Here is a 20540-nt window from a genome sequence, read left to right as displayed (position 1 = left end):
CCAAAACTTTCCTTTCAAGGAAAAGTTTAATATAATTAAACTATCGAAAGAAGGAGTTGTACGATTATGCTAGGCGAACGCATTCGCACATTACGAAAACAAAGAAAAATGACCCTTGAGGCATTAGCTGGCGATAGATTAACCAAAGGCATGCTTAGTCAAATTGAGAATAATAAAGCGCGCCCTTCTATGGAGAGTTTGGAATATATTGCGGAGAGACTAGGCGTTGATATATCAGAGTTATTAGAAAAGGTAAGTATTGTTGAATTAAGAAAAGTATTAGAGGAAGCAGAAAAGATACATGAAGAATTTCGTATTTATTTTAAACACTCTGAGGAAACCATAGAACAATGCTCCAAACTGACCGCCTTAATTGAGCCCTATATCTCTAATTTGAATGAAAGCTATGAATCAGCTCGCTTATTGGAAATTTATAGCCGCAGTCTATTTTGTCTGAATAAAAAGGAATGGACATTATATTGTGATAAAGCTGCATTAATTTATGATTTGCTTAATCTTACTGCTAATCGGGCAAACATTGCATTCTTCAGAGGAATAAACTTTTATTTGGAACACCGCTATCAAGACGCTTTACAATGTTATTTGGAAGAACGACATCATATTGAAACAACCCATATAAAGATAGATCCTATGACTAAAGTCACTATGGATTATCATATCGCTGCCTTATATTCAGCAATTGGAGACATAAAAGCAACTTCAGAAGCAGTGGAAAGCGCATTGGAATACTCGAGAAAAGAAAAACTCTACTACAAAATAGACGATATCTATAAGCTTGCTACAGTGGTTGCCTTGCTAGTGGGAGATGACGAAAAATTTCATTACTACCTAAAAAAACTAAAGCAATATGGTGAATTTGTAGAAGATAAAATTTTTGAAGAACTCTGTGATGTAATTTATGTGGAATACTTACTGCATGTAAAGGGAGAATACCATCAAGCAATGCCTATCATTGATCAATATTTAACTTTTGACGATAACACTCAAAAAATAACCGGTGATAATTGGAATATGCTTCAAAAGGGAAAAGCGATGTATTTTGCAAAAGCATATTCAGAAGCACTCCACATTTTAAAAACAATTTATGTACCAAAACATACTAACCATCCTGTTGACCAAGCTATTTATTTTAGCAAAGATATATTTATTGCTCTTTGTTATAAGGAACTTAATAATATCGATAAAGCGCGAGATTATGCAAAAATTGCTTATGACTGCTATTTCCCGCTGCCTGACTCTATATTTAAGACTCTATGTAACGAAACATATAAAAACATTTGTTTAAGCTAACTATGTAATATTTATAAAAATAAAAATGGGCGTGAATAAATTCCTTCACACCCATTTTCCCTTTTTTATATGGCTAAAATCTCTTTCGTAAAATGAATAAAGTCGGTGAAATAGCCATCCACTCCAAATTCGTGAACTCGTTCTTGTTCCACTTTTTGTGTTTTCTTATTCGTAAAATAGACATGTACCTCTTTTTCCTTTTTATGTAATTCGTCTACCACCTCTTTTGTAATATCTGTAGACTCTATGCCGATGATAGGAAAATCAACCGTACTAGCTTTTTCTAGGGAAAAAGAGCCTTTGCGAAAAAGAAGTGCTAATTCAGTATCTGGTGCCATTTCTTTAATTTTCAATAAACTCTCTTCTGAAAAGGATTGGATCGTTACCAAATTTTTGTCTAAAAGCTCATACTTTTTTAATAGCTGAATTAGTTTTTCTTCCATTGTTAGTTTTCCATCAACGAGCCTTGTCTCAATATAGTACTTTTGGGTATCTTGAAAAGTATCGATTATTTCCTTTAATGTAGGAATTTTTTCCTTTATCTCTTTCCTATTATCCGATTCGATTGTTTGAAACGCCCTTAGTTCTTCTAATGTGTAATCAGAAACCTTCCCTTTGCCATTTGTAGTCCGATCAATTGTATCATCATGCATGGCAACTAACTCGCCATCCTTTGTCATTCTTAAATCTATTTCTAATGAATCTACGCCAGATTGAGCTGCTATTTGATAGGCAGTAATGGTACTCTCGTTGTACCATTCATTTGCCCCTCTATGTGCGATTACCCTTGGAGTTTCTTCGTGTTCTGTCACAGATGGACTGACCATAGTTTGTACTGACTGATTATTTCCGCAAGCAGAAAGGGAGATAATTAAAATCAGCAGGAGGGTGCTTCTATTTAAGAATTTACTCAACAGACACAGCCCTTTCTTGTCTTATCGCTATGGCCATTTCTGGATAATCAGTTATAATAGATTCTACTTCTGCATCGATAAGATTAGTCAACTCTTCCTTTTTGTTTACTGTCCATACTCTTACATGCTTTCTTAATTCCTGCCAATCTTTTAAGTTATCAATCACCATTTCTTTATGGAGATGCAAAGCCTCTAATTCCAAGCTTTTTATATAATCAAGAGGGTTGGAAATGAATTGATTTAATAGCCAGGCAATCGATGCAGATGGATCCAATCCCTTTATTCTTAATAAAGTCGGCAAATGAAAAGAAGAATAAACAATCTTCCGCCCATTTCCAAATTCGTTCACAAGTGCTAGAGTCTTTTCTTCAATTCCTTCATATGCAAATGTATAAGTTTTAAGCTCAATATTTAATTCGATATCGTATGGAGCAAGCAACTGTAATACCTCTTTTAATGTAGGCACTTTTTCTGCAATCCAGCTTTCTTCATAATCAGGAAGGGAGGAAAATTTACTTCCCGCACTAAACTGTTTAAGCTCTTCTAGTGTATAGGATTTTACAAAGCCAATTCCGTCGGTTGTGCGATTTAAAAATTCATCATGAATAACAACTACTTCCCCATCCTTTGTCAGATGGATATCTAATTCAATTCCATCTACTCCTTGTAGTATCGCTTGTTGAAAACCGAGAAGTGTATTTTCAGGAAACCTGCCTTTTGCGCCTCTGTGTCCGTAAACTTTGGTTTGATTCATGCTTCCCTCTCCTTTTTTAATAGCAAAGAAACAGACTAACTAGTATAAAAATTAATCTGTTTCCTAAACTATCTATTATTTTCTAGCTCGATTCGCCTTTTCAATTGCTTCATTAAATTGTTTTACCATATTGCTATACGTCTCCTCGACATCTCCACCGTTATAAACTGTCTCAAGTGCTGTTTCGCTAATGCGACGTCCCTCTGGAATCATATCCATTAAAGCACCTTGTGTAGCATAAGAAGACTTAGTAGACTGTAATTGCTCCACTGTAACTTTTAATTGTGGCATTTTCTGATATGCTTCTGTTACAACTTGTTCACTATACGCATCTGGATTAATAGCAAAATATCCTGTGCCAACATGCCACTTCGCTTGAACTTCTTTTGTTTGTAAGTACTTCATGAATTCCCAGGCCGCTTTTTTCTCCTCATCACTCTTATCTTTCATCATCCACAGACTTGCTCCACCTATAACCACACCTTTTCTTTCTACAGCTTCTGGATGGGGAATAAAAGCAACACCTACATCAAATGGCGCATTATCAATGACATCTCTGGCACTAGCCGAAGATTGCATAAACATTGCAACATCTCCTGCAAGGAATCCTGCTACCATGTTGTCACCATTCGTACCATAATTAGCAAAGGTTTTAGCATCAATCATTCGTTTTACCCATTGAAAAATCGATTTTCCTTGTTCATCCGTAAAACCAATTTCTGTTGGTGTTTCTGTTCGTCCATTATCATTATTCATTAATAAAGCACCTTGGTTAGCTAATAATTGCTCATATAACCAACCATATGCTTGGAGGGCAAATCCTTTCATTTCTGGGTTTGCTTTTGTTATCGCTTTTCCAGCTTCTTCTACCTCCTCAAATGTTGCAGGAGCTTTCTCGGGATCTAGACCTGCTGCTTTAAAAGCATCCTTGTTGTAATACATAACTGGTGTAGAAGAGTTAAATGGCATCGAATAAAAAGTGTCATCAATTTTATAGTAGTTTGTGATATTTTCTTCTAAACCGCTCATATCATAACCATCTTCATCAATGAGTGTCTGAATTGGTTCCACAAATCCACTATTAATCATCGATTTTGTGCCGATTTCAAAAACCTGCATCATAGTTGGCGCACTTTCTGTCCCTGCAACTGTATGAAATTTTGTTAATGCCTCATCATATGTACCTTGATATTCTGCATTGATTTTCACCTTATCCTGCGAACTGTTGTATTCCTCTACAATACTATTCAATGCTTCTTGAGCTGCTCCGCCCATGGAATGCCAGAATGTAACCGTAGTCGGTCCTTCCTGTTTTTCACCACTAGTAGAGGATTCTGCATTATTGCTGCAGCCTGCCATAAATAAAACGATTGATAGCATGAATATACTGAATAACTGTTTTGTTTTCTTCATTTTCCCTACACTCCCTAAATATCTTATAGTTAAATATTGTAAAAAAATTATTTTAAAGCTCCTTCTGTTAATCCCTTTTGAAGCTTTTTCTGGCCTAAAAATAATAGGATTAATGTTGGCAGAACCACAATTATTGCTCCTGCCATAATAATGCCCCATTCATTTAACTGTTCTTGTGATTGAAGCTGTCTTAACCCTATTTGAACAGTACGTACACTATCATTTGTTGTGGCCAGTAGTGGCCATAAATACATATTCCAAGAAGTAACAAATCCATACACACCTAGTGTAATCAAACTCGTTTTCGCCATTGGCAGAACAACCGTTAAATAAAATTTAAAATCTCCAATTCCCGCAATTTCACTTGCTTCCTTAAGTTCTTTGGGAATTTGTTTAAAATTTTGCCGTAAGAGAAACGTACCAAAGGCTGTTGCAAAAAACGGAATGGTTAAACCATTATAATGATCCAGCCAGTTTAGATTCCTTATCGTTTGAAAGTTTGGGATGATGGATGCTTCAAATGGCACCATCATGGTTGCAATAAAGATAAAGAAGATTACATCTCTCCCTTTAAACTCTAAAAAGACCAATGCATAAGCAGCTAAACTAGCAAGTATTAATTGTCCGAGCATAATAACAAGGGAAACGACAAAACTATTTAATAAATATTGCATTAAGGGAAAGCGTTCAAACACTTTTATATAATTGTCCAATGTTAATCCGGTTGGAATTATTTTTCCTGTCATAATATCCTGTGAAGACATAAAGCTCATTAGAAAAGCGATTATAGCTGGCGAAAAAATGAGCAGCGCCGAAACGATTAAGAAGATGTAAAAGATAATTTTTTTATGAATTGGCAATGTCACTGATAATGGACCTTCCTTTCTCCAAGCTTAAATTGAATAATAGTGAGAACCAGAATGATGACAAATAGAATAATTGCTTGTGCACTTGCTGTTCCATACTGGTAATTCATAAACGCCTCTTGATAGATAGAATAAACGATTAAATTCGTTTCATTTTGCGGTCCACCTCTTGTTAACATATCTACTTGACCGAATGTTTGAAAGGCATTTATTAATGTTACAGTCAGTACAAAAAATAAAGTGGGAGAAAGCATCGGAATCGTAATTCGTCTCAATTTATAAAAGTAGCCGGCTCCGTCTATATCTGCACTTTCATAGAGATAAGAATCAATCGATTGAAGTCCACCTAATAAAATTAAGAAGGTAAATCCGACATTCATCCAAATGGTAGAAATAGATACAGAAAAAAGCGCCCAATTAGGATCGGTCAGCCACCCAATTGACTCTAAGCCAAATGTTGTTATAATACGGTTCAGCCACCCAATTGTCGGATGAAATAAGAACATCCAAAATACAGAAGCTGCCGCAACTGAAATCCCCATGGAAGAGGAAAAAATGGTTCGAAAAACACCAATTCCACGTAACTTTTCATTTGCAAGAATCGCTAGGAATAAGCTGACGATAATCGATCCTGGAACTGTGTATAAAGCAAAAAGAAAGGTTGACTTTAAACTTTGCAGGAAAATAGCAGATTTGAAAATTTCTAAGTAATTTTCCAGCCCTACAAAGACTGTTGGGTCACCTCGATTATCCGTTAAGAAAAAACTTAAAAAGATAGTTCTTCCTAATGGATAAAATAAGAAAACACTAAATAATAGAATAGAAGGTAATAGAAATAGCATTCCTTTCAGCCAATACTGTAACCGCTGCTTCTTTTTTTCTTTTATAAAATCAATGGAAGGTTCCACTTCCTGCCGGTATACAACTTCACTCATAGTCCAACAACCTCTTGTTCTTTGGCTGCAATTGCTGGTCGAATCAATGCTCCCGATTCAGAATCGAAAAAGCAAATATTCTTAGAGGACAACTGAACTGGTACATGATTTCCTGCTTGAATCCGCCATTGCCCTAACCATTTAGCTGTCCAAAGCTCCTTACCCACTTCAAAGGTTAACAGCGTTTCATTTCCTAACTGCTCCACATTGATAACCTCTAAAGTATGTGTTTTCTCTTCTGGAGCTGCTGGCAAAATATGTTCCGCTCTTATCCCCATCGTTAAATTTGGATAGGATAGCAGTGGTATAATTTCTTCTTTATCCATGCTAATTTGCAACCCACTCTCCAACACTAATTTATAATCTATTATTTTCCCTTTACTTAAATTAATCTTCGGGGAACCGATAAAAGAAGCTACAAACAAATTGGCTGGCTGATTATATAAAGTAATAGGTTCGCCTACTTGTTGGATTTTCCCATCATTTAAAACCATGATTCGATCCCCCATTGTCATGGCTTCGACTTGATCATGGGTTACATAAATCATCGTTAAGCCCAGCTTCTTTTGTAACCGGCGGATTTCTATTCTCATGTGCGCGCGGAGCTTTGCATCTAAATTAGAAAGCGGCTCATCCATTAAACAAATTGGGGCTTCGCTGACAACAGATCTAGCAAGGGCCACACGCTGTCTTTGACCGCCAGATAATTGCTTTGGCTTGCGTTTTAACAGATCCGTTAATCCCATCATCTCAGCTGTTTCCTGTAATCTTTTTTGCTGTTCTAACTTGTCTATTTTTTTGGCACGTAAACCAAAGAGAATATTTTGTTCAACCGTTAAATGTGGGTATAATGCATAATTTTGAAATACCATAGATAAATTGCGTTCCTTTGGAGGCAAGTGATTGACAATCTTATTATTCATCTTCAATACGCCATCTGAAATTTCTTCAAGCCCCGCAATCATTCGTAATAATGTACTTTTCCCTGATCCTGATGGACCAACTAGCACAAAAAATTCCCCTTCTTCTATGGAAAGACTTATCAGATCAATTACCGATTTTTGTCTATCATATGATTTTGAAATGTCCTTCAATTCTACTGCAATCACTAACAAACCCCTCCCCAATTGAATTACATCCCTATTTAACCATACAAATTTAACGAAATAGCCAAATTTACCAATAATTAACAAACACCTAATAGTCCTTTGACAAACTTCAAGTTCGCTTTACACTCTTCATATTTTTTTAATTTTCTTTACTAACAAAAACAGGGAGGACGGTTCTCCTTATTTCTATTTCTGCCCTCAGCAGAACCGTCCCCATTTCTCTGCATATAAAAAAGCTCAGAGTTTCTCTGAGCTTTAACGGTTCCTTATAATTCAATTGTTTCGTTAATGTCTGTGTTTTCCGCTTCTTTGCCTGCTAGTCTTTTATAAAAATAAACAATGTTTTTTGTAAAGCTGGTATCCCAATATTCTGCTGCTTCTGCCTTTATTTTAATCAAGACGACATTCGGATCGTCGTAAGACGCTTTCATGATTTTTTCGTAGGCCTTACTCCATAACTCTTTTTTCTTTGCAATATCCTCTACAATTTCTGCTCTACCTCTTATCGAAACATAGGATTTACCTGCGTAAGAAATATTCACTTCATTTTCATGTAGAATCTCTTCATACTTATCGGTATCTTTCTTTGTTATAAACCATAAATCACCATCAAACTCTACTTCCTGCGTTTTCATTGGACGAGAAACTAGCCCTTCTTCTGAAACGGTTGTTAACATGGCTGTATCGACATCTTTAATCAGTTCTCTTAACGTTTCAAGTTCTTCTTGTCTAATTGTGTTTTCCATTATAATCACCTCTTGAACTGTTTTAAAAGTATATTACCCTTATAAAAAACTTTTAATCAAAAGTGATTTAGACAAAATTCGCTTGTTTAAAAAAGCTTTAGAATCATAAACCAAATTGCTGGTATTAACAAAGACGGCAACAGATTTAAGGTCTTGAATTTTTTTACTCCTAGTATGCTAAGTCCTGAACTAAAGATAAGAATTCCGCCAATAATCGATATTTCTGCTAATAAATCAGACGTTAAAAAGTTTGCAAGCAAGCCAGCTGTTATGTAAAAAAAGCCTTGCCACACAAATAAGACGAGAGCCGAAACAGCAATTCCTAATCCAAAGGTCGATGATAGAACAATCGATGTGACGCCATCTAAAATGGCATTTGTAAATAGATAAGTATGATTCCCTCTTAATGCACTTTCAATTGGTCCTAAGATTGATAAAGTCCCTGCACAAAAAAGTAAAATCGCAGTCGATAATCCCTCTGCCAGATTCCCCTTCGAGAATTTGCCTACAATTCGTTTAAAAGCATTTTCTATATCTAACCTTTCGCCAATCAAACCACCAATAGCTAGACTGACTATAAACAGAACAGGATATTTGCTGTCTGGCATGTATTGAACAATGGAATGGATTCCAAGTGCAGTTGCAGCAAGTCCCATTGCCTGCATTAAAATATCCTGATACTCCTCTTTAATTCCCTTTTTCAAAAAACTGCCTATCATGCACCCTGCTAAAATCATAAAACAGTTAAATAACGTTCCAATCAATTTCTTTTTCTCCTTGGCTTTATATTTAATGAATAGCATACGGTCACTCACTATATAAGCCATTTTATCTTATCTTGCCTACATTTTGGTCATTTTTTTATCGTACATCACTCTTTTCTTGCGGGTTAGTTCTCTTTTGTGCCAACCGCTAAATAATCCAGTTAAAATAAGGATAATGACTAATGCAATAATGGAAGAGCGTAATAGCAAGATGGCAAACAGGATACTTAACATAATGGCCATTCCTTTTAACAACGGTTTTTTTAATAACTTAATTGCTGCACAGAGACCAATTAGAGCATTAGCAATGAAAAAGGCATTTGCCAAGCTGACAAGTTGTTCTACTGACACTAATTTTAATAAGACTAAAAAGGCAAATAGAAGATGGATAAAAACAAGCAAACCAATTGCTTTATATGGTGCTCCATTAGAGAACTTTTTAGTTAGAAAATGGAGAGAGGAAATAGGTTTTGATAACGATGCTATTAGTCTTGCTACTCCACCAACAACCATTAAATGTGTTGTTATACAAAGTCCTGTTGCGACGATTGCCAATAAGCCAATAGACAGCTGCCCAAACAATGGATACATAATCCCCGTTAAACGAATAGTAAACGTACCTGTATATGTTGTCCACTGAACAGCAGCAGAAAGGACTAAATTAACAACCAAAATGACAGCTGCACTAAAAAAGATCGCTCTCCGAATGGTTGTTTTTGGATTTTTCACTTCACTAGAATAATTCCCAACAATCTCCCAGCCGACTATTGTCCAAAAAAGCAATAAGAGACTATAACCAAAGGAAGAATAATGAAATACAGGAAAATCCCAAGTGTCAGAAGGATGGTTTATTAAAGAAAAGACACTACCACTTACTAATATCAATACGGCAAATGTAGAGATGATAAAAGACAATTTCCCAAGAAAATTCAGACGAAATAACAGTATCAACCCGTTCATGATGAGTAAAACAAACGCAATCCATTCTACTTTGATATTGCCTGAAAATAGCCAGGTTTGAATATATTCAGCTGCTGTCATCATGACTGCGACTGGTCCCATCAAAGCAGCAATCATAAGAAAAACAGATGAAAGATTTTTTATTTTTGCTCCAAATGCTTTTTCCATGGCAGTACCAAGCCCTTCTTCCCCTGGAAACTGTATCATTAACTCTCCGCAGACATATGCAAAACATATGCCAATGATGGACATAATGAACCAGGCAAAGATTGCATAGTTTCCGATATTTTCATAAATAATAGTTGGCAATAAAATAATTCCTGATCCTAATAGCGGTCCAATGATTAAGCCGCTTAAGGTCAAGGAACCAATTTTTCTTTGATTCATTCTTTTTCCCCATTCCTGATGTTTTTTAATTATTTCTCATTTCCTATTGTATTTGTCTTTTATCATTCAGTAAAATAGATATATACGATAAACAATATCGATTATACCGATAACAGGAGGATACTATATGGAAATACGCCATTTACAAACGTTTAAGGCCATCGTGGAAGCTGGTGGTTTTGCCAAGGCAGCTACTCAGCTTGGCTATGCACAATCCTCTATTACTTCCCATATACAAGCATTAGAGATGGAACTAGAAGGCCCACTTTTTGATCGTCTCGGCAAATCCATTGCGTTAACAGAGTTAGGCAAATCATTTCTTCCTTATGCAAATGAAATGCTGCGCCTGCATAAGGGAGCAAAAGAACTGCATCAATCTTCGAGAATGAAAAAAGGAAAAATAACGATTGGGGCTTCTGAATCATTAACTGTTTACCGTCTTCCTACTATCATTCAGGCATATAAAGAGAAATTTCCGGATGTTCATTTATCTGTTCGAATGGGGACATGCGAGGAACTACAGCATTTAGTAGAGATTGGCGATTTAGATATTGCCTTGCTTCTTAATCTGGAATTCAAGAAGCATCCGTCCTTAGAAACCATTAAAATGTTAGACGAAAATATGAGTATCATTTCCTCCCCTAGTCATATGCAGCCTAATTCCATTCTTTATTCGGAAAGCAACTGCCCCTATCGGACCATTTTTGATAAATTTATAGCGGAAGAAAATATTACTCCAACCTCTTTTCATGAATTTTGGAGTATTGAGGCAATAAAGCAATGTGTACAATGTGGATTGGGACTTGCTCTTGTGCCGGAAATTACCATTCAAAATGAATTAAAGGAGGGACGATTATCTGCACGGCGTTTAGATAAGAAACATGGTCAAGTCGCTTCCTTTCTTTTTTATCATAAAAGCAGATGGGTTTCTCCAATCGTCCATTATTTTATCGAAGAAGCAAAAGCTTATTTTAAACAGGAAGAAGAAAAAAGAACTGCATTTGAAAAAGAAGCCAGCTACTAATTGTAACTGGCTCTCTCTTTTAGACCCCTTAAACAGCGGCTGCTTCTTTTTTATGTTTATTTTTTCTGTTATTTATTTGATTTTTGATATATGGCATTGCATAGCGGTCAAGACCAAATTTACCAGCGTTAGCTCCTGCCACTATTACGAAGATGGCTAGTAAAATCATTTGTCCGTTTGTGCTTACTGTTCCACTGAACAAGAATGCGAAGTTCATGACCATTCCCATTAAAGTTGCAAAGCTTGTGAATAAACCGAGAATTAATGCAATCCCTACTAATAATTCTCCCCATTGAACTAAGAAAGTGAATAAATCCGCATTCGGAAGTGCTACATGTTCTAAGAATGCTGCCCACCATCCTTGCACTGCTGGGTGTTCACCTGTGCTGTTTGCGATCGCCCCTTGTAAAAATCCACTTGCGTCAAAGGCACCACTTGTTATTTTTTCATAGCCTGCATGGATAAATTGATAACCAAGATAAATTCGGATAAAAGCTAAAATTCCTGCAACTACTTTATTATTTCTCAATAAATCTAACATTTCTCTCCATCTCCTTAGAATGATAAATTATTAGTTTGTTCATTGATTCACATTTACTTTTACAAGATCTTGTTTGTTTCTTACTACACTTATATAATAGCACTATTTTCACTATGAGAAAGTATATTGTGATGTATTTCACATTTAGTTCACAAAGTTATGGCGAAGTTGTGAACTAAGGACATGATTATCACTATCTATAAGGAAACATAATTAATGATTAACTATTCCTTTTCTTACCACATAAAGATGGGTACTGTAAACTTCACAGTACCCTTTTCTGATATTCTTTTTTACAACTCATCATACTTAAAGTATGAAAAATAACTTGGTTTCTTTTGCCCGCTTAAATCTTGTGTACATATCTCAACAAAGGTTCCAGTGAAACATATATAATCTGCATCATCGTCTGATAAATGACTAATATCGATTTTACTGCCGATATTCTTCCATTCATCTTCTTCTGCATAAGCAAATTGTAGCCATTGCTGGTCAACTTTTGCCTTTATCTTAACCTCCCCTGTAGATTTTAATGGTATATCTTGATCGAGTAATTCATCATAAACCCCATGCTTGGATTCAATAATTCCGATACATTTTCCCAATGTTTCATGTGTCGTAATTCGGAGGTACACATAATCATCTGTATCATAATAAAAAATTAATCCCGCCATTTGTTGAAAGTTTTCGGGTGCATATTCAACTGCTGTCTCTACTTCCACCGTGAAACTCTCTAGTCTGCGTGCTAACAGGCTTTGATGATGGAGGGAGCTCATCGATTCTCCACCCTTTAATGTCAAATAACCTGGTCGTTCTGTTAGTGAAATCCAATCCTCTGTAAATGTTCTTCTTAATGAGTTCCAATATTTTTTTAAGGAATTACCTTGGAAATCATCAAGGTTGCTCTCTTGTTCAAAAGGATGTAATTGTAAATCCGGTGCCTCCACAATAGTGGATGGATTTGGTCCTCCTTCAACACGCAGCCAATCATCTGCTGTCCAATAGCATTTTTGGATGGCCGTTTCTCTCCCTAATATACATTTTTTATCGACAACTGGTCTCCCACATAAATGTGCCATATACCACTCACCATTTTGTGTTTCCACCAAGCTTCCATGACCTGCCTTTTGCAGCTGGTCTTTTTTGTTCTCATCTGATGTCAAGATTGGATTGGTTGGATCTATTTCGTATGGACCAAATAAAGACGTTGACCTAGCTATTGTAACCGCATGGGTATACCAAGTTCCTCCTTCTGCTGTTACTAAATAATAATAGCCATTCCGCTTATATATATGAGGTGCCTCTGTTAAACCTATCTCTGAGCCCTTAAAAACATTTTGTACCGGTCCCACTAGCCTTTTTTCTTCTACAGAATATTCCTGCAGGGCGATTCCTGCAAAAGAATTAGTTCCTTTACGAAAATCCCAAATCATATTGACTAACCATTTTCTCCCATCCTCATCATGAAACAAGGAAGGATCAAATCCACTACTATTAAGATAAATCGGCTCAGACCAAGGCCCTTCAATATTTTCAGCTGTCACTAAATAGTTATGTGTATCCTTAAAAGCTCCCATTCTACTTTTTACATCTGTATAGATTAAAAAAAACATCCCTTCTGAATAACTTAAACAGGGCGCCCAAACTCCTCCTGAATTGACATTTCCAATCATATTTAATTGGGATTCTCTTATTAATGGATATGTTAGCAATCTCCAATTAATCATGTCTTTAGAATGATATATTTGTATGCCTGGAAACCATTCAAAAGTAGAGACCGCTATATAATAGTCATCTCCAACTCGCAAAATAGAAGGATCAGGATGATAGCCTGGCAAGACTGGATTGATTATTTTACTCATTTCATAACCCCTTTTCTTAACATTGGTAAATTCTAAAGTAAATTAGGAAAGGAATCTACAAAACTAGTACATTCCCAATAGCTTCAACTATTGCTATAACATATTATGTTAGAAATTAGTTTGCGCTTCTAGCTTTTAGATCACTAATAATACGAGGATAGATTTTATCTAAACGATAGAATAGCATGAGGATAATTAAGAAAATAGTAATTGCCATTGGAATGTAAATAAACAGGGATTGAATAGAAAGCAATGCTGCATTCGATTGCGTGCCTCCGCCGCCAACATATCCTCCATAGAATAATACCCATCCTATAATAGCGGTTCCTAATCCACTACCGATTTTGATACCCATGCTTCCGCCGCTATATACCATACCTTCATTTCGAATTCCTGTTTTCCACTCCCCGTACTCGATCGTGTCACCTAGCATCGCAAACATACTTCCATTAATCGGCGCTTTACCGATTCCTCGAATTATCGTACCGGCTACAATTAAAGCTATATTGGTGATGTCAATTAACATAATTAGATAACCGATTAACGTAATTACTTCCCCAACAATAATGGCATTCCTTTTACCAAATCTTCTCGTAATTGGTGCTACAATCACCATTCCTAAAAGGATAAACACTGTATATGCTGTTGTTACAAGTCCAACAAGAAGGGTGTCATCTAAAATATACTGAGCAAAATAAATGACTGCCCCAGAATTTAAGGCGTTAAAAATATAGGTCATAAAGATAAATGTCGTCACAAGTGCCCAATACTTATTTTTCCCAAGCGTTCTTAAGCTGTCTTTTAGTTTTACGGGATTGTGCTGTTGTTCCTTGCTAGCAGGCTTAACTCTTTCAGTAGTTGATTTGAAACAAAAGTAGAAAAGACTACTGCCAATCGATCCAAAAATAAGGAAAGTTACAATCCATCCAAATTGGCCACCTCCAAAGGCATTTGCAAGTGGGAGGGTCAAATTACTAACTATAAGTGATCCTATTAATGCAAGACTCATACGAAAGACATTTAAAACAGATCTTTGGTATTGATCTTGTGTAATTAAGGAATTTAAGGTTCCATACGGTACATTTAGACCAGTATAGACAAGGCATACTAAATTATAGGTAATCGTAATATAAACAACTTGCCAAACAGTGCTTACATCTGGAACGGTGAACAGTAATACAGCTGAGATTGCAAAAGGAATCGCAAGCCATAATAGCCACGGTCTAGCCTTACCATGCTTTGATTTCGTCTTATCTATGACATAACCCATCAATACATCTGTTATCCCATCAAATATCCGGGAAAACAACATAATGGATCCTACAATTCCTGCTGCAATGCCAATGATATCTGTAAAATAAGCCAGATAAAATTACTAGCTAAGTCACCAGAACCATACCCTAATCTTTCTATTAAACTTATCTTTTCACCAGCTGGTGCACTTTGTGTCGGAGTAACCTCTTCCCTTTGTAAATTGGTCGACACCTTAATCCTCCATCCATTGCTTTGTTCACGCTTACAATTAATTTAAACTTACAACGACAACCAGAGCTATCTTCTACTAAGATACTGTGGAACTATCTTGTCAAAGAACCTTCTTCTTTCGCTAAAGCCTTCTTCCCTGCTTCCAATACTTCAATAATTCGGTCAACATCATATACACTGCCTCTCCATGTCCCGCCACTAACCGCTTGCAGTGCCGCCCAAAGCCTTGTATCATCCGGCAAATTAGGGTCTGGTTTAAGATCTGGATGTGCTTCTCTTGTTTTTAAAACGGATGCCGCCTCTTCTTTTGACAATCGTTGATCTTCTGTACCAATAAAATCAACTGTTCCTATCAAGTTTTCACAATCAACCATAATATCGATTAAATCTCCATTTCGCAGCTTTCCGATTGGTCCATCACTCAATGCTTCCGGACCGATATGACCGATGCAGGCTCCAGTTGAGACACCTGAAAAACGAGCATCCGTAATTAAAGATACATATTTGCCAAAAGGCAAATATTTCAAAGCAGACGTTAATTGATAGGTTTCTTCCATTCCGGTTCCAGATGGACCTCCTCCCATTACGACCATTACATCTCCAGCTTTTATGCCCCCAGTTTTTATTGCAGTAATAGCTGATTTCTCAGATGTAAATACTTTTGCTGCTCCTGTATGTCTATAGATTCCATCTTCTCCTACTACAGTGCGATCAATTGAAGTCGATTTAATAACAGATCCTTCTGGTGCAATATTCCCTTTTGGAAAGGTGATAGTGGAAGTGAGCCCTCTTGCTTTTGCTGTAGCTGGATCCATAAATACTTGCTCAGGATTGACTCCATCTGCTTCTAATAAACGTTTCCTTAATTGCGTTCTTCTTTTGGATTTTTCCCACCAATCTAAGTTCTCTCCTAAAGTATGACCAGTAACAGTTAGGACATCTTCATGTAAAAGCCCTAATTTTCGTAAATGAAGCATTACTTCTGGTACACCACCAGCAAGAAAAACACGAACTGTGGGATGATGATCTGGTCCGTTAGGTAAAACACTTACTAGACGTGGAGTTTTGCGATTTATTCTTGCCCAATCATCTACTGTGGGGATTTTACATTTGGCAGCATGTGCAAGAGCTGGGATATGTAATAAAAGATTAGTTGAACCACCAAAAGCAGCATGAAGAACCATCGCATTCTCGATTGCTTTGTCTGTAATAATGTCCTTTGTTGTAATTTGATTCTTTTCCATTTCTAAAACAGCTCTTGCTGACTGCCTTGCCATTTCTACCCAAATCTTTTGTCCAGAAGGAGCAAGTGCTGAATGAGTGACTGCTATGCCTAGTGCTTCCGCAATTACTTGCGAGGTTGCAGCAGTACCAAGGAATTGACAGCCTCCTCCTGGTGTAGCACATGCCACGCAGCCAAGTTCTGCCGCTTCCTTCAAACTAATTTCTTTATTCGCAAATCGTGCGCCAATTGTTTGGATTTTTCCTGCATCCTCCCCAATTGCTGGAGGCAGAGTAACACCACCAGGCACAATAATAGTTGGCAAATCATGCATAGAACTAAGCGCAATCATCATGGCAGGTAATCCTTTATCACACGTTGCAACGCCTATTACTGCTTCTCTAGTAGGCAATGAACGAATTAAACGCCGATAAACAATTGCAGCATCATTTCGATAAGGAAAAGAATCAAACATTCCTAATGTTCCTTGCGAACGACCATCACAAGGATCACTAACAAAACCCGCAAAAGGAACACCTTTATGGTTTCGAATTTCTGCAGCTGCCTCTGCCATGAGGATATCAACTTCCCAATGTCCTGTGTGGTACCCTAGCGCGATTGGCTCACCATTATGATCTCTTATACCACCTTTTGTACCTAGAATAAGGACTTCTGTTCCTAATAAATCTTTCGGTTTCCATCCCATTCCTACATTTTGGCTAAGTCCGAATAAATCCCCGCTCGGCGAATCCTCCAGCATTTGTGCAGTAAGTGGCAGCTTTCCAGTTGGCCCCTTTGCATTCGTTTTTACTTCATAAAGGGATTTATTCTCGTTTTCAAATATAAATGGTAATGTCATCCTATCACCCTCCAATATCTGTTTGTTTAGTAAACAAATAATCATTTTAAAAAAAGCAATCTATCACCTTTTCTTATAATAAATTTGCCTGTTGTAAAATTTCCCTAACTTGCTGCTTCTTCTCTTCATTGAGCGCTTTAGCAGGAGGCAACACCTCGGTTGTAATATCTATACCACATAATTTCGTTGCTTCCTTCACTACATTTACAAACGGGCTATCTATTTTATATAGTTGTGGCAATATAGCTAATTGTTTCTGCAAAGAAACTGCTTTTTCTATATCCCCTGCTAAGAAGGAATTATACAGACCAACTGATAATTGTGGTGCAAAATTTGCACTAGCTGTTATTGCTCCATCTCCTCCAAGCAGTAACGTATTAAATAAATGGTCATCAAACCCACAAAAAACAGAAAAATCAGGATTAATCATTTTTACCTTATCATTCATTTCGCGAATATGTCCGATAGAATCAATCGTTTCTTTAATACCAACTATATTTTGATGATTTAGAACAAGCTCTTTCACAAAATCAGGTGTTAAATCCTGCCCTGTAAGGGTGGGAAAATTATAGAGTAAAACTGGCAGCTTAACGGACTTTGCAATGTCACTAAAATAGGTATATAAATTCTCTTTGGTCAAATTCCAATAATAGGGATTAATAGCAACAATTCCATCTGCGCCTATTTGTTCCGCATGCTGACCGAGCAGAATTGCCTCCCTTGTATTCGTGCTGCCAATTCCAATTAAGACAGGAACTCTTTTTGCAACATACTTAACAGCAAATTCAGCAATCCTCTTTCTCTCCTTTACAAACATTTGCGAAAATTCTCCACCAGTACCTAAAAAGAATAAGCCATTTACTTTTTCCTCAATTAGTCTATCAATTAATAACGCCATTTCGCCTTCTTTCAGATTACCATCTTTATCAAGAATGCTTGACACTGGCGGAATAATGCCTTTAAATCGATTCAGTTCGGTCATTTTTTCTTATCTCTCCTTTTTGTTTTACATTATAAAACTCAATACTATTATTTAGTCTGTGTGAATTGATTATAACATACAGCCCTTAAAAGTAAACACTTACATTTTGTTAATTTTGAATATTTTCTAATTTACAAATAGAGATTGCTATTTTGAAATGGCTGTATTAATGTAAAAGTACACTATAATGTTTGTTATCCTAGGAAATAGTTAGATATTATAAAGCAAAAATGGAGAAGATATTATGCCAATCATTCAATCTGTTGAACGTGCACTTCAAATATTAGATTTATTTAACGATCACACCGTAGAATTAAAGATTACGGAAATCAGCGAACAAATGGGGCTTCATAAAAGTACAGTACATTCTTTATTAAAGACTTTGCAGCAATCTCGCTATATTGATCAAAATTCTGAAAATGGAAAATATCGATTAGGCTTAAAGCTCGTTGAAAGAGGGAATTTAGTTATCAATACTTTAAACATCAGGCAAATAGCTAATAAATATCTCGTTGAGTTAGCACTAAAGACGGGCCAAACTTGCCATCTAGGTATTCTTGATGGGAATGCAGGTGTATACATTGACAAGGAAGAAGGGGCTAATTCTGTTATTCGGTACTCTCGGATTGGGAGAAGAATTCCCCTCCATTGTACAGCAATCGGAAAATTATTGTTATCGTATCAACCTCCAGATATAATTCATTCACTACTAGATAACTATCTGTTTACACAAGCAACAAACCGGACTATTACCAAGAAAGAAGATTTCCTTATGGAATTAGAAAAGGTGCGTTATAACGAGTATGCTGTGGATAATCAAGAAAATGAACTAGGTGTCCGCTGTATCGCGGTACCAATTCTAAATCAACATGGACAAATACTAGCAGCGCTTAGCATCTCAACATTAGTTTCTACAGTAAGCGATGATCTCCTTAATGACTATTTACAGCTATTGAAAACAACGGGAAAAGAATTATCGGAAAAAATGCGATATGGAATTACAATGAAATAAGAGACAGGCATTTTTGCCTGTCTCTTATCATTTCACCCGAATAATTACATCTCTTTTTCTAACGCTATCTTCATCCACTTCTTCATTAACATAGCAGCTTTTACTTTCTCTTATCAAATGATCCCCATAAATCATTTACACGGATTAACATTCTTTCAATTTTATAATCAGCATTTACATTCGCTTGCCCAGTTACTTGTTTTACTTTTGGCTCATCCATGCCCTTTTTATGATATGCTAATGATATTGAAAAGTTATAAATCTTTCCTTTCGAATCTGTTCTTTCGAATTCAATATTTTTCACCTTAAGACTATAATCCTTTTTATACGGCTCCATCATTAGGTTCGTTCCATATCTTGTAATGAAATCATTATAGGATTTTTGATTAGAAAAATAATCTTTAAAGACTGCTTCTTCATATTCTCCTAGAGCAGCCTGCTTTTCTTCTCCATTTACTTTGCTTTCCTTTTGTTTGTTCCATATTTCTATTAACTCATCCTTCGGGCCATTTAAAGCATTTTGTAAAACTGCTTCTACTGGTTGTATGTATGGATCTGTGTCCTTAACTGTTTTCTCAGTACATCCAACTAATAAAATAAGAAGAAAAGGAAATAATGCGATTATGAATATACGATGATTACTTTTCTTCACCACATCACCTCCTCAATAAAAAACTATACGAATAGTATTTAAAAAAGTTTCAAATATTTTCCTTTTTCGCGTATTAGCTATAATTAATAAAGAATTTTAAATAAAAAAAGGAGAAATTCTATTCAAAAATCTCCCCAGCTACTACTACAAATATATGAAATAATGGCAAAATAATTAACTAATTAATACTTATTAAATAGAAAATGCATGATTTCCTATATGCTTAATAACTTTTCTTGTAAAAATCCAATCACTTGTTGCTGTATCTGGATTATAGAAGTAAAGAAGCTCTTTATTCTCCTTACCATTATTTAATGCTTCTTCTACTGCTTCCATGGACTCTTTATCCGCTGCTTTATCGATGGAACCGTTCTGAACAGGCTGAAAAGCATTTTTCTCATAGATGACAGACTCTACTGTATCAGGAAACTGCTTATCATCTAGACGATTTAGTACTACATCAGCTACTGCTACTTTACCGGCAAACGGCTCACCCTTCGCTTCTGCATGAACAAGACGGGCCAGTAATTTTTTTTCATTATTTGTTATGTCTGCTGATTCATCAGAAGCTTTTACATTTTCTTTTTTATCAACAGCAAATTTTCTTGTCGCTACAGTTGTTGTTTCTTCCTTACTAATTGTTTCTGCATTTGCAATAGATGGTATATATATATAAGAACCACTAATAAAAGTGAATATAATTGCAATAAATAATAACTGTTTCATTTTTTGTATACCTCCT

The 20540-nt window shown here is 36.1% G+C and carries 20 protein-coding genes; 3 read left to right on the top strand and 17 right to left on the bottom strand.

Annotation, left to right across the window (positions count from 1 at the left end; all coding sequences use genetic code 11):
• Window positions 1-66 precede the first annotated feature (66 nt).
• Window positions 67-1311: a helix-turn-helix domain-containing protein gene (locus NSQ89_RS05090; protein ID WP_251686779.1), complete on the top strand. Its 1245-nt coding sequence runs from the start codon at window positions 67-69 to the stop codon at window positions 1309-1311.
• Window positions 1312-1376: 65 nt separating this feature from the next.
• On the opposite strand, the gene NSQ89_RS05085 is transcribed toward NSQ89_RS05090, so the two are convergent.
• The 9 genes from NSQ89_RS05085 to NSQ89_RS05045 all read right to left on the bottom strand — a co-directional run bounded on the left by NSQ89_RS05085 (window position 1377) and on the right by NSQ89_RS05045 (window position 10159).
• Window positions 1377-2225: a glycerophosphodiester phosphodiesterase gene (locus NSQ89_RS05085; RefSeq protein WP_061799699.1), complete on the bottom strand. Its 849-nt coding sequence runs from the start codon at window positions 2223-2225 to the stop codon at window positions 1377-1379.
• Window positions 2218-2979 carry a glycerophosphodiester phosphodiesterase gene (locus tag NSQ89_RS05080; RefSeq protein WP_061799703.1) on the bottom strand — a complete coding sequence of 254 codons (762 nt, stop codon included), beginning with the start codon at window positions 2977-2979 and terminating at the stop codon, window positions 2218-2220. The genes NSQ89_RS05085 and NSQ89_RS05080 overlap by 8 nt, the downstream gene beginning before the upstream one ends.
• A gap of 75 nt (window positions 2980-3054) precedes the next feature.
• Window positions 3055-4392, bottom strand: a complete 1338-nt coding sequence (locus NSQ89_RS05075; protein ID WP_061799706.1) for an ABC transporter substrate-binding protein — start codon at window positions 4390-4392, stop codon at window positions 3055-3057.
• Window positions 4393-4439: 47 nt separating this feature from the next.
• The gene (locus tag NSQ89_RS05070) at window positions 4440-5258 is read right to left on the bottom strand and encodes a carbohydrate ABC transporter permease (protein ID WP_341132335.1); all 819 of its coding nucleotides are present in this window, start codon (window positions 5256-5258) and stop codon (window positions 4440-4442) included.
• A complete protein-coding gene (locus NSQ89_RS05065; protein ID WP_172866306.1) occupies window positions 5255-6193 on the bottom strand; it encodes a carbohydrate ABC transporter permease in 939 nt (312 codons plus the stop codon). The genes NSQ89_RS05070 and NSQ89_RS05065 overlap by 4 nt, the downstream gene beginning before the upstream one ends.
• The gene (locus NSQ89_RS05060) at window positions 6190-7302 is read right to left on the bottom strand and encodes an ABC transporter ATP-binding protein (RefSeq protein ID WP_341132334.1); all 1113 of its coding nucleotides are present in this window, start codon (window positions 7300-7302) and stop codon (window positions 6190-6192) included. Before NSQ89_RS05060 ends, NSQ89_RS05065 begins: the two co-directional genes overlap by 4 nt.
• 266 nt (window positions 7303-7568) lie before the next feature.
• Entirely contained in the window at window positions 7569-8048 is a 480-nt protein-coding gene (locus NSQ89_RS05055; RefSeq protein WP_047941520.1) for a pyridoxamine 5'-phosphate oxidase family protein, read from the bottom strand.
• A gap of 86 nt (window positions 8049-8134) precedes the next feature.
• Window positions 8135-8812 (bottom strand): DUF554 domain-containing protein, encoded by a 678-nt coding sequence (locus NSQ89_RS05050; RefSeq protein WP_341132333.1) that lies wholly within the window; start codon window positions 8810-8812, stop codon window positions 8135-8137.
• Window positions 8813-8890: 78 nt separating this feature from the next.
• The gene (locus tag NSQ89_RS05045) at window positions 8891-10159 is read right to left on the bottom strand and encodes an APC family permease (RefSeq protein WP_095320339.1); all 1269 of its coding nucleotides are present in this window, start codon (window positions 10157-10159) and stop codon (window positions 8891-8893) included.
• Window positions 10160-10286: 127 nt separating this feature from the next.
• Here NSQ89_RS05045 and NSQ89_RS05040 point away from each other — a divergent pair, with 127 nt between their 5' ends.
• Window positions 10287-11183, top strand: a complete 897-nt coding sequence (locus NSQ89_RS05040; protein WP_047941517.1) for a LysR family transcriptional regulator — start codon at window positions 10287-10289, stop codon at window positions 11181-11183.
• A gap of 28 nt (window positions 11184-11211) precedes the next feature.
• Here NSQ89_RS05040 and NSQ89_RS05035 read toward each other — a convergent pair whose 3' ends face one another.
• The 6 genes from NSQ89_RS05035 to NSQ89_RS05010 all read right to left on the bottom strand — a co-directional run bounded on the left by NSQ89_RS05035 (window position 11212) and on the right by NSQ89_RS05010 (window position 18134).
• Window positions 11212-11724: a DoxX family protein gene (locus NSQ89_RS05035; protein WP_047941516.1), complete on the bottom strand. Its 513-nt coding sequence runs from the start codon at window positions 11722-11724 to the stop codon at window positions 11212-11214.
• Window positions 11725-12017: 293 nt separating this feature from the next.
• Window positions 12018-13586, bottom strand: a complete 1569-nt coding sequence (locus NSQ89_RS05030; RefSeq protein ID WP_341132332.1) for a glycoside hydrolase family 43 protein — start codon at window positions 13584-13586, stop codon at window positions 12018-12020.
• A gap of 115 nt (window positions 13587-13701) precedes the next feature.
• Window positions 13702-14898, bottom strand: a complete 1197-nt coding sequence (locus tag NSQ89_RS05025; RefSeq protein WP_341132331.1) for an MFS transporter — start codon at window positions 14896-14898, stop codon at window positions 13702-13704.
• Window positions 14899-14906: 8 nt separating this feature from the next.
• Complete coding sequence (locus NSQ89_RS05020; protein ID WP_341132330.1) at window positions 14907-15071, bottom strand: hypothetical protein; 165 nt, start codon at window positions 15069-15071, stop codon at window positions 14907-14909.
• A 92-nt stretch (window positions 15072-15163) separates the two neighbouring features.
• On the bottom strand, window positions 15164-17152 hold the full coding sequence (locus NSQ89_RS05015) for a YjhG/YagF family D-xylonate dehydratase (RefSeq protein WP_341132329.1): 1989 nt from the start codon (window positions 17150-17152) through the stop codon (window positions 15164-15166).
• A gap of 73 nt (window positions 17153-17225) precedes the next feature.
• Window positions 17226-18134, bottom strand: coding sequence for a dihydrodipicolinate synthase family protein (locus NSQ89_RS05010; RefSeq protein WP_341132328.1), 909 nt, complete (start codon window positions 18132-18134; stop codon window positions 17226-17228).
• A gap of 244 nt (window positions 18135-18378) precedes the next feature.
• On the opposite strand from NSQ89_RS05010, the gene NSQ89_RS05005 reads away from it, so the two are divergent.
• Complete coding sequence (locus NSQ89_RS05005) at window positions 18379-19146, top strand: IclR family transcriptional regulator (RefSeq protein WP_047941511.1); 768 nt, start codon at window positions 18379-18381, stop codon at window positions 19144-19146.
• 100 nt (window positions 19147-19246) lie between these two features.
• Here the strand turns inward: NSQ89_RS05005 and NSQ89_RS05000 are convergent, their stop codons facing one another.
• Entirely contained in the window at window positions 19247-19798 is a 552-nt protein-coding gene (locus NSQ89_RS05000) for a hypothetical protein (RefSeq protein ID WP_047941510.1), read from the bottom strand.
• Window positions 19799-19990: 192 nt separating this feature from the next.
• Entirely contained in the window at window positions 19991-20524 is a 534-nt protein-coding gene (locus tag NSQ89_RS04995; protein ID WP_061799735.1) for a cell wall hydrolase, read from the bottom strand.
• Window positions 20525-20540 lie beyond the last annotated feature (16 nt).

Source organism: Niallia sp. FSL R7-0648, assembly GCF_038007005.1.
Lineage (GTDB): Bacteria > Bacillota > Bacilli > Bacillales > Cytobacillaceae > Niallia > Niallia circulans.
This window is presented reverse-complemented; position numbering and strand designations above follow the sequence as displayed.